This window comes from Ideonella azotifigens, from assembly GCF_021043325.1.
Taxonomy (GTDB): domain Bacteria; phylum Pseudomonadota; class Gammaproteobacteria; order Burkholderiales; family Burkholderiaceae_C; genus Ideonella; species Ideonella azotifigens.
In genome coordinates this window covers 75117-89202 of record NZ_JAJNKD010000025.1, presented here as the reverse complement: position 1 = coordinate 89202, position 14086 = coordinate 75117, and the positions used below count along the sequence as shown (strand labels likewise).

The 14086-nt window shown below is 68.5% G+C and carries 13 protein-coding genes; 8 read left to right on the top strand and 5 right to left on the bottom strand.

What is annotated here, in order from left to right; genetic code table 11:
- Positions 1–119 precede the first annotated feature (119 nt).
- Together xerD and LRH25_RS30980 are read right to left on the bottom strand one after the other, a co-directional pair.
- The gene (gene xerD / locus LRH25_RS30985) at positions 120–1031 is read right to left on the bottom strand and encodes a site-specific tyrosine recombinase XerD (protein ID WP_231013139.1); all 912 of its coding nucleotides are present in this window, start codon (positions 1029–1031) and stop codon (positions 120–122) included.
- A gap of 26 nt (positions 1032–1057) precedes the next feature.
- Positions 1058–1996 (bottom strand): tripartite tricarboxylate transporter substrate binding protein BugE, encoded by a 939-nt coding sequence (locus tag LRH25_RS30980; protein WP_141289573.1) that lies wholly within the window; start codon positions 1994–1996, stop codon positions 1058–1060.
- Positions 1997–2193: 197 nt separating this feature from the next.
- On the opposite strand from LRH25_RS30980, the gene LRH25_RS30975 reads away from it, so the two are divergent.
- Positions 2194–3096 carry an AEC family transporter gene (locus LRH25_RS30975; protein ID WP_141289570.1) on the top strand — a complete coding sequence of 301 codons (903 nt, stop codon included), beginning with the start codon at positions 2194–2196 and terminating at the stop codon, positions 3094–3096.
- 4 nt (positions 3097–3100) lie between these two features.
- On the opposite strand, the gene queG is transcribed toward LRH25_RS30975, so the two are convergent.
- Positions 3101–4156 (bottom strand): tRNA epoxyqueuosine(34) reductase QueG, encoded by a 1056-nt coding sequence (queG, locus tag LRH25_RS30970; protein ID WP_141289574.1) that lies wholly within the window; start codon positions 4154–4156, stop codon positions 3101–3103.
- An 81-nt stretch (positions 4157–4237) separates the two neighbouring features.
- Between queG and tsaE the strand changes: the two genes are divergently transcribed.
- Positions 4238–4723, top strand: a complete 486-nt coding sequence (gene tsaE, locus LRH25_RS30965; RefSeq protein ID WP_375140603.1) for a tRNA (adenosine(37)-N6)-threonylcarbamoyltransferase complex ATPase subunit type 1 TsaE — start codon at positions 4238–4240, stop codon at positions 4721–4723.
- Positions 4720–6108 carry an N-acetylmuramoyl-L-alanine amidase gene (locus tag LRH25_RS30960; protein WP_231013138.1) on the top strand — a complete coding sequence of 463 codons (1389 nt, stop codon included), beginning with the start codon at positions 4720–4722 and terminating at the stop codon, positions 6106–6108. Before tsaE ends, LRH25_RS30960 begins: the two co-directional genes overlap by 4 nt.
- An 18-nt stretch (positions 6109–6126) precedes the next feature.
- On the opposite strand, the gene LRH25_RS30955 is transcribed toward LRH25_RS30960, so the two are convergent.
- On the bottom strand, positions 6127–6771 hold the full coding sequence (locus tag LRH25_RS30955) for a VTT domain-containing protein (protein ID WP_141291046.1): 645 nt from the start codon (positions 6769–6771) through the stop codon (positions 6127–6129).
- Between the two features lie 50 nt (positions 6772–6821).
- On the opposite strand from LRH25_RS30955, the gene mutL reads away from it, so the two are divergent.
- The 5 genes from mutL to LRH25_RS30930 all read left to right on the top strand — a co-directional run bounded on the left by mutL (position 6822) and on the right by LRH25_RS30930 (position 13114).
- Entirely contained in the window at positions 6822–8765 is a 1944-nt protein-coding gene (gene mutL / locus LRH25_RS30950; protein WP_231013137.1) for a DNA mismatch repair endonuclease MutL, read from the top strand.
- Between the two features lie 26 nt (positions 8766–8791).
- Positions 8792–10066, top strand: coding sequence for a pseudouridine synthase (locus LRH25_RS30945; RefSeq protein WP_231013136.1), 1275 nt, complete (start codon positions 8792–8794; stop codon positions 10064–10066).
- On the top strand, positions 10053–11306 hold the full coding sequence (locus LRH25_RS30940) for a multidrug effflux MFS transporter (RefSeq protein WP_141288166.1): 1254 nt from the start codon (positions 10053–10055) through the stop codon (positions 11304–11306). The genes LRH25_RS30945 and LRH25_RS30940 overlap by 14 nt, the downstream gene beginning before the upstream one ends.
- Complete coding sequence (gene miaA, locus LRH25_RS30935) at positions 11303–12256, top strand: tRNA (adenosine(37)-N6)-dimethylallyltransferase MiaA (RefSeq protein ID WP_141288165.1); 954 nt, start codon at positions 11303–11305, stop codon at positions 12254–12256. Before LRH25_RS30940 ends, miaA begins: the two co-directional genes overlap by 4 nt.
- A gap of 84 nt (positions 12257–12340) precedes the next feature.
- On the top strand, positions 12341–13114 hold the full coding sequence (locus LRH25_RS30930) for an oxygen-binding di-iron domain-containing protein (RefSeq protein ID WP_141288164.1): 774 nt from the start codon (positions 12341–12343) through the stop codon (positions 13112–13114).
- A gap of 59 nt (positions 13115–13173) precedes the next feature.
- Here the strand turns inward: LRH25_RS30930 and LRH25_RS30925 are convergent, their stop codons facing one another.
- Positions 13174–13962: a GGDEF domain-containing protein gene (locus LRH25_RS30925; protein WP_170200907.1), complete on the bottom strand. Its 789-nt coding sequence runs from the start codon at positions 13960–13962 to the stop codon at positions 13174–13176.
- Between the last annotated feature and the right edge of the window lie 124 nt (positions 13963–14086).

Below are 14086 nucleotides of genomic sequence, written 5' to 3'. Positions count from 1 at the left end.
GCTTGGTACCACCAAGGTAGCAGTGACAACCGTGTGCCCGCCCTGCGATTCACTCAGATCGGCGAAGAACCTTTTTTCATGGGTGATCGCAACGGCGCGACACCGCAACATCGCCGCCGTCACCCTCGCGGATGGTGCTGCGCATGCAATGACTTCAAGCGCTCTCGCGCCACATGCGTGTAGATCGTCGTGGTCGAGATGTCTGCGTGGCCGAGCAGCATCTGCACCACCCGCAGGTCTGCGCCGTGGTTCAGCAGATGGGTCGCGAAGGCGTGGCGCAAGGTATGCGGTGACAACGGCACGCGGATGTCGGCCTGCGCCGCATGCCGCTTCACCAGCGTCCAGAACATCTGGCGTGTCATCGGCCCACCGCGCGCCGTGACGAACAAGGCGTCGCTTGCCTGGCCTTGCAGAATCTGCGGGCGGCCATCTGCCAGATAAAGCCGCAGCCAGCGCTCGGCCTCTTCGCCGAAGGGAACCAGACGCTCCTTCTGTCCCTTGCCGCTGACACGCAGCACACCATCGTTCAGGCTGAGGTTGATGGACGGCAGACCGACCAGTTCGCTGACCCGCAGACCGCTGGCGTACATCAGCTCCAGCATGCAGCGGTCGCGCAAGCCCAGTGGCGTCATCACGTCCGGCGCTCGCAGCAGCGCTTCGACCTGTGCCTCGCTCAAGGTCTTGGGCAGGCGCATCGGCTGGCGGGCGGCCAGCAACTGCAGGGTCGGATCCACCTTGACGTGGTGCTCACGCAAGGCCCAGCGATAGAAGCGCCGAAAAACCGCCAAGCGGCGGTTGGCGCTGCTGCTGCGGCTGCCGGCATGCCGGGCCGTTGCGTAGGCTTGCAGATGGACCTGGGTGACCTGGGTGAGGTCCACGCCGCCCTGCTCGGCCAGCCAACTGGCCAGCCCCTGCAAGTCACGGCGGTAGGCGGCCAGGGTGTTGGCGCTCAGCCCATCCTCCAGCCACAACGCGTCGTTGAACAGATCGATCAGGCCTGCATCCACCGCGCAAGGCGGCAGATGCAGCACAGGCCCATCAGGCCTCTCCGGCCGCGTCACTCCAGCGTCAGCTTCTGCTTGGCGACCACCTGCTTGTAGACGTCGAACTCGGCCTTGATCTGCGCGGCGAACTGCTCGGGGGTGTTGAGCACCAGCAGCGAACCGGTGTCTTCGATTCGCTTCTTGACCTCAGGCAGTTCGGCCGTTTTCTTGACCGCAGCAGCCACCTTGTCGACCACGTCCTTGGGCAGGCCCTTGGGACCGTAGATGCCGTAGTAGGCCATGCGGTTCACCGGCTCCAGGCCCACTTCCTTGAACGTCGGCACGTCGGGCAAAACAGCCAAGCGCTGCGGTGCAGCGACAACGATGGCGATCAGGCGACCTTCCTTGATGAAGGGCAGCGCGGACGGCAGGTTGTCGAAGATCATCGGCACTTGACCCGCCACCGTGTCGTTCAACGCAGGGCCTGCGCCGCGGTAAGGAATGTGGGTCACAAAAACGCCAGTCAGGCTCTTGTACAACTCCATCTGCAGGTGGCCGATGCCGCCGGTGCCGGAGCTGGAAAAGCTGTACTTGCCGGGATTTTTCTTCAGGACTTCGAGGAAGGTCTTGTAGTCCCGCGCCGGGAAGGACGGATGCACCGCGATCACGTTCGGCGTGGCAGCGATGTTGATGATGGGCGTGAAGTCGGTCAGCGGGTTGTAGGCGATCTTCGGGTTGATGGCCGGATTGGCCGCTGTGGTCGACACCGTCGCCACACCCAGCGAATAGCCATCCGGCGCCGCACGCGCCGTGTCCAGCGCGCCCACCACGCCGCCGCCGCCGGCCTTGTTCTCGACGATCATGGTCTGGCCCAGTGCCAGGTTCATCTTCTCGGACACCACGCGGGCGATGATGTCGGTGGTGCCACCAGGCGCAAAAGGCACGACCAGCTTGACTGGCTTGGTCGGGTAGTTGCTCTGCGCAAAGGCGGAAGTGGCGCAAGCAGCGGCCATCAAGGCTGCGGACAGGGTCCAGCGCAGGCGGTTCGAGTGTCGCAATGCAGTCTCCAGAGTGAACAGGGCAATGGCGGCAGGATAGCCCAGCCGACCGTCGGTTCAGCGCACGCCGAGAAGTATGCCGAGGCCTTGGTTTGCCTGGACTGCGGCCATTGCGTAAGGGCCATCCCTGCTCTCGCAGGCACACTGCAGCCATGTCCCATGTGCTGTTGCTGCTGCCCGACTTCCTGCTGATCCTGCTCGGCTTTGTGCTGTGCCGCCGCACGGCACTGAACCGCTCGGTGTGGGACGGTGTCGAGAAGCTGGTTTATTACCTGCTGTTCCCGGTGCTGCTGTTTGTCGCCATCGTGCGCCAGCCACTGCAGGCCGGTGCGCTGATGACGCTGGCCGGCTGCGGTCTGGCGGTGGTGGGCTGCGGCATTGCGCTTTCATATGCCCTCGGCCGCTGGCCTGGCGTGGACGCGCGCCTGCACGCTTCCGGCGCGCAGACGGCCTTCCGCTTCAACTCCTATGTCGCGCTGGCGCTGGCAGAGCGGCTGGGCGGCGTTCAGTCTGTCGCCTGGACGGCCTTGCTGGTCGCGTTGTGCGTGCCGGTCTGCAACATCGCGGCGGTCTGGCCGCTGGCCCGACATGCTGGCCAGAACTTCCTGCGCGAGCTGCTGCAGAACCCGCTGATCATCGGCACGGTCGCCGGGCTGGTCGGCAACCTGCTGGGGCTGCAACTGCCTGAGCTGCTGCAGATCACTCTGAGCCGCATCGGCGGCGCCGCCCTGCCGCTGGGATTGATGGCCGTGGGCGCCGGGCTGCAATTGGGCGCCTTGCGGGACGCACCCAGGCTCGCCGCCGCGCTGATGAGCATCCGCCACCTGATCCTGCCCGTCATCGCCATCGTGCTGGTGCGCGTGGCCGAGCTGCCTGCCGGGCAGCAGGTCGTGGTGGTCGCCTTCGCGGCCTTGCCGACCGCCTCCAGCGCCTATGTGCTGGCCTCGCGCATGGGCGGCAGCGGCAGCTTTGTGGCCGGGCTGGTCAGCCTGTCCACGCTGCTGGGCATGCTGAGCCTGCCACTGGCGCTGATCGGGCTGGACGCCACGCGCTGAAGCCTCAAGGCTTGTCGGCGGCCTGGGCCAGCGCCCACTGGATGTGCTCAGCGACCAAGGGCGTGGCCACGGGCAGCGAGGCTGACAACGCCTGACCCAGCGCTGCCTCGTCGGCCACGCCTGAGGCCAGCGCATTGCCCATCGCCACAGCCAGGTTTCGCTGCCAGCGCTGGTGGCCAATGCGGCGGATCGCGCTGCCTTCGGTCCGCTGCAGGAAGCTCGGCTCGTCCCAGGCCCACAGGTCCAGCAGACCGGGCCCGTCCAGCGCGGGCCTTGTGTCGAAGTCCGGCACGCTGGCCCGGCGCGCGTATTTGTTCCACGGACAGGCCAGCTGGCAGTCGTCGCAGCCATAGATGCGGTTGCCGATCAACGGCCGCAAGGCCTCGGGAATCGCGCCGTCGTGCTCTATCGTCAGGTACGAGATGCAGCGCCTGGCGTCCAGCCGGTACGGCGCGACGATGGCCCCGGTCGGGCAAACCTGCAGACAGGCTTCGCAGGCACCGCAATGCGCGTTGACCGGCTCGCTCAGCGGCAGCGCCAGGTCCACATAGATCTCGCCGAGGAAGAACATCGAACCGGCTTCGCGCGACAGCGTCAGCGTGTGCTTGCCGCGCCAGCCAATGCCGCTGCGGCTGGCCAGTTCCACCTCCAGCACCGGCGCCGAATCGGTGAACACACGGTGGCCCAGTGGGCCGACCTCGGTGGCCAGCTTGTCAGCCAGTTGCTGCAGCCGGGCGCGCAAGACCTTGTGATAGTCCCTCCCCCGCGCATAGAGCGACACCATGGCCCGCTGCGGGTCAGCCAGGCCTTGCCACTCGACCTGCTGCCAGTCACCTGCGCGGTTGGCAGGCAGGTAGTCCATGCGCGCGGTGACGACACGCACCGTGCCGGGTATCAGTTCGGCCGGGCGAGCCCGCTTGAGCCCGTGCGCAGCCATGTAAGCCATGCTGCCGTGAAAGCCCGCATCCAGCCAGGCCAGCAAACCCGGCTCGGCAGATGACAGGTCGACATCGGCCACCCCAATCTGGGAGAATCCGAGCGTGCGGGCCCAGTCCCGCAACTGCTGCGTGATGTCCGTGTTTCCTGGCGGCGATTTGTCAGACGCCTGCTGCCGCGAGACGCCTTCACCGCCCTCCACATTTTGAGCCATCTGCCGATTCTAGAAACTCGCACGCTGCGCTGGCCTGACGAAACTGCCTGCGCCGAATTTGCCGCCAATTGGGCGGCCCGCCCCGCCATCGCCAACGCCTGCATCGAGCTGGACGGCCCCCTGGGCGCCGGCAAGACCACGCTGGTGCGCCATCTGCTGCGCGCGCTGGGGGCCACCGGCCGCATCAAGAGCCCGACCTATGCGGTGGTCGAACCTTATCTGCTGGCCAGCCCATTTGGTGCGCTGGCAGTTTCGCATTTTGATTTCTACCGTTTCAGCGACCCGCGCGAATGGGAGGACGCGGGTTTTCGGGAGGTATTTGCCGCCCCCGGTTTGAAGCTGTGCGAATGGGCCGGCAATGCCGGTCCTTATCGCCCAGCCGCAGACCTCGCGCTGCAGATTGCTCCACAGGAAGACGAGAGTCGCCTGGTGCAGTTGCAGGCCTTCACCGCACGAGGACAGGAGTTGCTGGCATGAAACGTCGTGACGCCTTGAAATCGCTGGGCCGCGTGGCCTTGGTGCTGGGCCCGGCCCAGCTCGCCTGGGGCGCCAGCATTGTCTCGGTGCGAGTCTGGCCGGCGCAGGAATACACGCGCGTGACCATCGAGTCGGACCAGCCGCTGGTGGCCCGCCACTTCCTGACCGACGACCCGCAGCGCCTGGTGGTCGACATCGACGGGCTGGAGATGAGCCCTGCCTTGCGTGAGCTGGTTGGCAAGGTCAAGTCGGACGACCCGTTCATTGGCGGCGTGCGCGTGGGCCAGAACCAGCCGCGTGTGGTGCGCCTGGTGCTGGACCTGAAGCAAACCGTCAAGCCACAGCAATTCACGCTGATGCCGGTCGCCGCCTACCAGCACCGACTGGTTTTCGACCTCTACCCGACCGAAGCGCCAGACCCGCTGCTGACGCTGATCCGCGACAAGGCCCAGGCCGAACGCGAGGCCGCCCGCTCGGTGCAGGACGCGCTGGGCGAGTTCATCGGCAAGGTGGACCGCCCGCTCGCCGCCACCGAGGCCGCGCGCTCCGGCGCCGCCGCACCCGGCACCTCCACCACTGCACCGCCGTCGACCCAGGTCGCCATGGCGCCTCCCCCGCCTGCCGCACCGCCCCCCATCCCCGGCAAGTCCAGCGCCGCGCAGCGGGACGGCATCAACCGCCTGGTCATCGTCGCCATCGATCCCGGCCACGGCGGCGAAGACCCAGGCGCCATCGGCCCCAGCGGCCTGAAGGAAAAGGACGTGGTGCTGCGCATTGCGCTGCAGCTGCGCGACAAGCTCAACACCAAGCCCGGCATGCGCGCGATGCTCACGCGCGACGACGACTTCTTCGTGCCGCTACAGGAGCGCGTGGCCAAGGCCCGCCGGGTACAGGCCGACCTGTTCGTCTCGGTGCATGCCGACGCCTTCATGAACCCCGACGCGCGCGGCGCCAGCGTCTTCGCGCTGAGCCAGCACGGCGCGTCCAGCACCGCCGCGCGCTGGATGGCGCAGCGCGAGAACGCGGCCGACGTGGTGGGCGGCGTGAATGCCGCGACCAAGGACGCTCAGGTGCTGCGCGCGCTGCTGGACATGAGCACCACCGCGCAGATCAAGGACAGCCTGCGCGTGGGCAACGAAGTGCTGTCGCGCATCGGCACCGTGGGCCGGCTGCACAAGGGCGAGGTCGAACAGGCCGGTTTCGCGGTGCTGAAGGCGCCGGACATCCCGTCCATCCTGGTCGAGACCGCGTTCATCTCGAACCCCACCGAAGAAGACAAGCTGCGCGACCCCGAGTACCAGCGCAAGCTGGTCGAGGCGCTGTTCACTGGCATCGACCGCTACTTCGCGAAGAACCCGCCGCTGGCGCGCAATCGGCAAACGTAAGGCCAGACTTGACGGCCGTCAGGCCGGGGCGCGGCGGCGCGCCTTCACGGCACCGGCCAGGATCACCACGCCAGGAATCAGGATCATCGCCCAGATGATTTTTTCGAGGTTCTGCTGCACCCAGGGGATGTTGCCGAACAGCACGCCAGCCATCATCACGCCGACCACCCAGAGCGCGCCGCCAATCAGGTTGAACAGCGTGAAGCGCGTGCGGCTCATCGCCGCCACGCCGGCCACGAAGGGTGCAAACGTGCGCACAAACGGCATGAAGCGCGCGACGATGATGGTCACCGCACCATAGCGCTCGTAGAAGGCATGGGCCTGCTCGAAGGCCCGCTTGTTGAAGAAGCGGGACTGCTCCCACTTGAACACTTTCGGCCCCAGCGCCCGGCCGATCGTGTAGTTCACCTGGTCGCCCAGCACCGCGGCCACCAGCAGCACCGCCAGCGACACCGGCAGGCTCATCAGCCCGGTGCCGCACATAGCACCGACCACGAACAGCAGCGAATCACCCGGCAGGAAAGGCATCACCACCACGCCGGTCTCCACGAAGATGATGGCGAACAGCAGTACGTAGACCCAGGTGCCGTAGTTGGTCACGAACACCGCGAGGTGCTTGTCCACGTGCAATATGAGGTCGATCAGGGGGGCGAGAAAGTCCATGGGCAGGGATTATCAGGGTGGACATCACACGGGCTCTCTACAATCCCGGGATGAACGACAACGTGCATCCGCCACTGCACAACGCCTTGCAGGCCGCGCCGCGCCGCCCGATCCGCGAATTGCCCGACGAACTGGTCAGCCAGATCGCTGCCGGCGAGGTGGTGGAGCGCCCGGCTTCGGTGGTGCGCGAGCTGGTGGACAACGCGCTGGACGCGGGCGCCGAGCAGGTCACCGTGCGCCTGGTGGCCGGCGGCGTGCGGGCCATCGTGGTCGAGGACGATGGCTGCGGCATTCCGCATGACGAGCTGCCGCTGGCGCTCAAGCGCCACGCCACCAGCAAGATCAGCTCGCTGGCCGAGCTCGAAGGCGTGATGACCATGGGCTTCCGCGGCGAGGCGCTGGCCGCCATCGCCTCGGTCTCCGAAACCCACATCGTCAGCCGCCCCGCAGATGCTTCCCAGGCCCGCAGGCTGGACGCCCGCAGCGGCGAGTTGCAACCTGCCGCCCGTGCGCAAGGCACCAGCATCGAAGTGCGCGAGCTGTTCTTCAGCACGCCCGCGCGGCGCAAGTTCCTCAAGTCAGGCCCGACCGAGCTGTCGCACGCCATCGAGGCGGTGCGCCGCCACGCGCTGGCGCGGCCGGACGTGGGCTTTGCGATCTGGCACGACGGCAAGCTGGTCGAACAATGGCGCCGCGCGCTGCACGAGCAACGCATGGCCGACGTGCTGGGCGAGGACTTCGTGGCGCAGAGCCGGCCGGTGGAACTGCTGGCCGGACCGATGCGGCTGCAAGGCCGCGTGGGCCTGCCCGAAGCCGCGCGCAACCGCGCAGACCATCAGTACGTCTACGTCAACGGCCGCTACGTGCGCGACAAGCTGATCACGCACGCCTTGCGCAGCGCCTATGAGGACGTGCTGCACGGCCAGAAGCAGCCGGCCTACGTGCTGTTCCTGGACATCGACCCGACGCGCGTGGACGTCAACGTGCACCCGACCAAGATCGAGGTGCGCTTCCGCGAATCGGGCGAGGTGTATTCGGTCGTCAAGCGCGCGGTGGAAAAGACGCTCTCGGCCCCGGCCGGCGCGCACCTGCCCGCCGCCATCTCGCAGGAGCCACTGCCCACGGCGACCTTGGGTGCCGAAGCGGCGCAGCCCGCGTCCGCCTCCTGGGGCGACCGCCAACCCAGCCTGCCCGCCTCGTACGCCACCGGCGCCGGCCTGCCACCCACCGCTCACCAGCAGCGCCTGAGCCTGGCCGACCTGGGCCAGCTCTACGTCCGCGAAGCGCCCGCGCCGTGGGCCAGCCCGGCGACCTTCGCACCGCCGTCGACCACCCCCATCAACCTGCCCACGGCCCCGGCGGGCGACCCGCCGATGGACCGCGCCGCGGTACTGGACGGCGACTGGCCGCTGGGCCGCGCACTGGCCCAGCTGTCGGGCGTCTACGTGCTGGCGCAGAACGCGCACGGCCTGGTCATCGTCGACATGCACGCGGCGCATGAACGCATCGTCTACGAGCGCATGAAGGCCGAGGCCCGCCTCACCGGCCTGGCCGCGCAGCCGTTGCTGATCCCGGCCACCTTCGCGGCCACAGCCACCGAGGTCGCCGTGGCCGAAGCCCGGCAGGCCGACCTGATGGCGCTGGGCCTGGACCTGAGCCCGCTGGGGCCCACCTCTCTGGCCGTGCGCAGCCGCCCTGCCGCGCTGCCGGATGCCGACCCTGTCGAGCTCGCTCGCTCGGTGCTGGCCGAACTCGCTGAACTGGCCGAGGCCGACGCCGCGCACCTGATCGAGCGCGCCCGCGACGACCTGCTGGCGACCATGGCCTGCCATGGCGCAGTGCGCGCCAACCGGCGCCTCAGCCTCGAAGAAATGAATGCCTTGCTGCGCCAGATGGAGCACACCGAACGCTCCGAGCAATGCAACCACGGCCGGCCCACCTGGCGCCAGCTGACCCTGAAAGAACTCGACGCGCTGTTTCTGCGCGGCCGCTGAGCCCTCTCCCTGAACTGGATCCCAACATGCGCTCAGACCGCGACATCCAACGCACCCCCAAACGCCCGCTGGCCCGCACGGCCACCGGTTCGCCCACCGCACCCGCTGCTGCGCCCGCACCTGCCGAAGACGGCAAGCCCGCAGCGCCCAAGCCCACGGTGACCTATGCGCCGCGCGCGGACGCGCGTGGTGATGGTCGCCCCGACGCCCGAGGCGACCGTCGCCCGGACGCACGCAGCGAGCCGCGCCAGGGTCCGCGCAACGACGACCGCCCGGCGCCTCGCTGGGACGACCGCCAGGCACCGCGCGGCGACGCACGCCCTGCGCCATCGTTCGACCGGCCGCGCGAACGCCCACCTGCGGCCGATCCCGGCCTGGCCCGCAACGACCAGCGCCGCAACGTCAGCTCCGCCCGGCCCGACGGCCCGGCCCGCCCGCAGCCGCGCGACGCCGGCCCGGCCTACCCGCGCCAGGACCCGGCAGCCCGCGGCCCGCGCGCCGTCAAGGCAGCGCCGTCCAAAGCCAAGGTCTACCCCGGCGCCACGCCGCCGCGCGACCCGGCCGAAGGCGTGCGCCTGTCCAAGGTGCTGTCCGACCGCGGCCTCGCCTCCCGCCGCGAGGCGGACGACTGGATCGACGCGGGCTGGGTCAAGGTGGACGGCGAAATGGCCGTGCTCGGCCAGCGCGTGAAGCCCAATGCCCGCATCGAGATCGACCCGGCCGCGCACACCCAGCAGGCCAAGCGCATCACGGTGCTGATCAACAAGCCCATCGGTTACGTCAGCGGCCAGGCCGAAGACGGCTATGAGCCGGCGGTCGTGCTGGTCACCGCCGCCAACCACTGGGAAGAAGACCCGACCCAGAAGCCCTTCCACGCTGGCCACGCCCGTGGCCTGGCACCCGCCGGCCGGCTGGACATCGACTCCACCGGCCTGCTGGTGCTGACCCAGGACGGCCGCGTGGCCAAGCACCTGATTGGCGAGCACTCGCTGGTCGAGAAGGAATACCTGGTGCGGGTCGAACCGATGGGCGAAGGCCCGTTCCCACCGGAAAACCTGGAAAAGCTCAACCACGGCCTGTGGCTGGACGATGTCGAGCTGAAGCCGGCCAAGGTGAGCTGGGCCAATGAGGACCAGCTGCGCTTTGTGCTGCGCGAGGGCCGCAAACGCCAGATCCGCCGCATGTGCGAGCTGGTGGGCCTGAAGGTGACGGCACTCAAGCGCGTGCGCATCGGCAGCGTGGTGCTGGGCAAGCTGCCTGCGGGCCAGTGGCGCTACCTGCGCGAAGATGAGCGTTTCTGACACGAGCACCGCGTTGCCTGCCGCGGTGCCGGCACCGCGCCTGACCGAAGCGCAGCTTGCGCTGGCGCTGTCGCTGCTGCTGGGCCTGCAGCCCCTCACGACCGACCTGTACCTGCCCGCGTTGCCCTTGCTTCGCCACGCGCTGGGCGCCGGCATGGCGGCCGCGCAGCTGACGATGTCCGCGCTGCTGCTCAGCTTCGGGCTGGCGCAGCTGCTGATGGGGCCGCTGTCGGACCGTTTCGGCCGCCGCCCGGTGCTGCTCGGTGGGCTGTTCCTTCATGCACTGGCTGGCGTGGGCGTGGCGCTGGCACCGGACATGGCGACGCTGATCTTGCTGCGCGCGGTACAAGGCGTGGGCATGGCGGCCTCGGTTGTTTGCGCCCGGGCGATGGTGCGCGACCTTTACGAGCCTTTCGAAGGCGCGCAGGTCATGTCGCGCGGGCTGTTCGGGCTGGGTGTCATCGCGATGCTGGGCCCGGTGCTAGGCGGCATGCTGGCAGCCAGCCTGGGCTGGCGCGCAGCGATGGCCGCGGTGGCGCTGGGCGGTGCGTTGACGCTGCTGTTCGTCTGGCGCACGCTGCCGGAAAGCCTGCCCAGTCGCAACCTGCAGGCGCTCAACGCCGGACCGCTGGCGCGCACCACTGCCGAAGTGCTGCGGCACCCCGGTTTCCGTGCCTGGACCGCGCTGATCTCGACCACCTACGGCGGGCTGATCGTGCTGCTGGCCGGCTCGCCGTTTGTCTACATTGGCACACTGGGGCTGGCACCCTGGGCCTACGGGCTGGTGATGGCCTCGGCCTCCGGCTCGTACATGCTGGGCACGCTGGCCTGCAGGCGACTGGTGCCGTGGCGCGGGCTGGCGGGTGCGGTGCGCATCGGTGGCGTGATGTCGCTGGCTGGCGGGTTGCTGATGCTGGCCTGCGCCAGCCCGGCGCAGCCGCCGCTGGCCGGCGTGCTGGTGGCGCATTGGCTGTACGTGTTCGGCCATGGCATTCACCAGCCTTGTGGCCAGGCCGGCGCGGTCGGCGCGTTTCCGCAAGCCGCCGGTCTCGCCTCGGCCTTGTCCGGCTGCATCCTGGCACTGGTGGCGTTTGCCATCGGCCTGGGCATGGGCCGCGCGATGAACGGCCAGTTGGCACCGCTGGCCATCGGCCTGGCGCTGGCTTCGCTGGCGGTCATCGGCGTGGCTTTCACGCTGGTGCGCTGGCATGGCGAACCCAGGCGCATCGCCGCCGCATGAACCGGAACGCGCTGGACTGGATCGGCCTGGCCGGGCCGACCGCCTCGGGCAAGACCGCCGCCGCGCTGGCGCTGGCACAGGCGCTGCCGGTCGAGATCACCAGCGTCGATTCGGCGCTGGTCTACCGCGGCATGGACATCGGCACCGCCAAGCCCAGCGCCGCCGAGCAGGCGCTGGTGCCGCATCACCTGATCGACATCATCGAACCCGAGCAGGCCTACTCGGCCGCGCAGTTCGCGCGCGACGCGAAGACGCTGATCGCCGAGATCCAGGCACGCGGCCGGCTGCCACTGCTGGTCGGCGGCACCATGCTGTACTTCAAGGCACTGGTCGACGGGCTGGATGAATTGCCGCAAGGCGATGCCAGCTTGCGCGCTGAACTGGACGCCGAAGCCGCCCGCCTGGGCTGGCCGGCCATGCATGCCAGGCTGGCCGAGGTGGACCCGGTGAGCGCGGCGCGGCTTGCGCCAGCGGATGCGCAACGCGTGCAGCGTGCGCTGGAGGTCTGGCACCTCACGGGCCAGCCGCTCTCAAGCTTCCACTCGCGCGCCGAGACGCCCGCTGCACCGGCTCGGCACCTGTTGATTGCGCTGGAGCCGCTGTCACGCGCCTGGCTGCACGAGCGCATTGCGCTGCGCTTCGAAGCGATGCTGGCGCAGGGCTTCCTTGCCGAAGTGCAGGCACTGCGCGCGCGCGGCGGGCTGCATCCAGGCTTGCCGTCCATCCGCTGCGTGGGCTACCGCCAAGCCTGGGAAGCGCTGGACGCCGGGTTGTCAGGCCAGGCCCTGCACGATGACCTGATGGCCCGCGGCGTGGCCGCGACGCGCCAGTTGGCCAAGCGGCAACTCACATGGCTGCGCAGCATGGCCCGGCAGGTGGTGGCCTGCGACGGAGGGGATCCCGCCGACGAGGTGCGCAGGCAAGTGCTGCAGGCGATCCAGGCGCGCTGACTCTAGGCCGGATTGAACGGCCCACAGCGCCCGCGCTTGCGGAGTATCAAACGACGAGCTGGCGCGGCCCCCTAGCATGGCAGCATGCCCGTCATCCTTCACCAATCGCCGGGCCACCAGTGCCTGATGTTTTCCGACCTGGCCGACGAATCCGGCGGAGAGGCGGTTCAGTCCAACCAGTTCCTCATCGTCGACGACGGGACGGGCGCCATCATCGATCCGGGGGGCAACCTGGCCTACTCCGAGCTGTATCTGACGATGACGCGGCATTTCCCGCCGCACAAGCTCTCGGCCATCCTGGCCTCCCATGCCGACCCGGACATCGTCGCATCGCTGGACCGCTGGACCACTTCCACGCCCAACGCCAAGATCTACGTGTCCACGGTGTGGGAGCGCTTCATTCCGCACTTCTGCAAGCCCGGCAAGACGATAGGCCGCATCGTCGGCATTCCGGACCCTGGCATGCGCATCCGCATCGGCAGGCATGACCTGATCGCGCTGCCGGCGCACTTCCTGCACGCCGAGGGCAATTTCCAGTTCTATGACCCGGTCAGCAAGATCCTGTTCTCGGGGGACCTGGGCGTCTCGATGGTGAGTGGCGAGATCGCCAGGACGCCCGTCTCGTCGCTGGCCACGCTGTTGCCACGCATGGAGGCCTTTCACCGCCGCTACATGGTCTCGAACAAGGTCCTCAGGCTTTGGGCCGACATGGTCAGCCCGCTGGACATCCAGATGCTGGTGCCGCAGCACGGAGCGCCACTGACCGGCCCGGCCATCGGCGAATTCATCGCCTGGGTGCGCGAGCTGCAGTGCGGCATCGACCTGATGGGGCCGCGGCACTACCAGGTCCCTGCGTAGGAAAGCGGAGATGACAAAGCGGCCTGCAGGCCGCTTTGTCATGGGGCGTCAATGCGCGATCAGGATGGCGTGACCGAGCGCGACGGGTCGCTCTGGCGCGGCAGGATGGGCGCAGCGCGCACGCAGTTGCGGCCGGCGTCCTTGGCGGTGCGCAGCGCCGCTTCGGCTTCCTGGATCAGACCGTCCAGCGCCAGTTGGCCAGCGTGCACATGGGCCACGCCCACGCTGACGGTGGCCACCACATGCGCCTTGTCCCAGCGGAAAGGCGTTGCGGCCACCTGCTGGCGAATGCGCTCGGCTGCGTCCAGCGCACCCAGCGGGTCGGTGTGAGGCAGAAAGACGGCCAGTTCGGCGCCACCGAAGCGGGCCAGCACGTCAGACTGGCGCAGCGTGGCGCTGACGCGGCGGGTGACTTCGAGCAGGATCGCGTCGCCACAGCGCTGGCCGAGGTTGTCGTTGATACGGCGCAGGTGGTCGGTGTCGATCAGCAGCAGCGCGCCGTCGTCGCCGTAGCGGCGGCAGCGGGCCCATTCGCGGTCGGCCAGGCGCAGGAACTGGCGGCGGTTGCTGACACCGGTCAGTTCATCGTCCACGCACAGCATTTGCCGCTGCTGGGTGGATTGCGCCAGCGCGCTGGCCAGGTTCAGCGCCACGCCGCCAGTCAGCAGCGCGGGCACCAGCGCGATCGCGGCGCCGGCCAGCGCGGCAGGCCACGAAGCGTGGTCCATCCACATCAGCACGGCCGCGACAAACGCGCCTACACACAAGGCCACGCCGAGCTGAAACAGCCAGGCGGAGCGCAAGCCCATGCGGGTGACGGCGCGTGAGAGCCGGTGTGCCCAATCCATGTCGAGGTCGGTTGAGGCCATGCCAGAAGGACAAAAAATGTCAGTAATTATTCCAACACATTTCGGCTGCGATGTGCGTTTCCTTCAGTGTTGACAACGTGAGGAAATGGGTAAAGCAACCCGG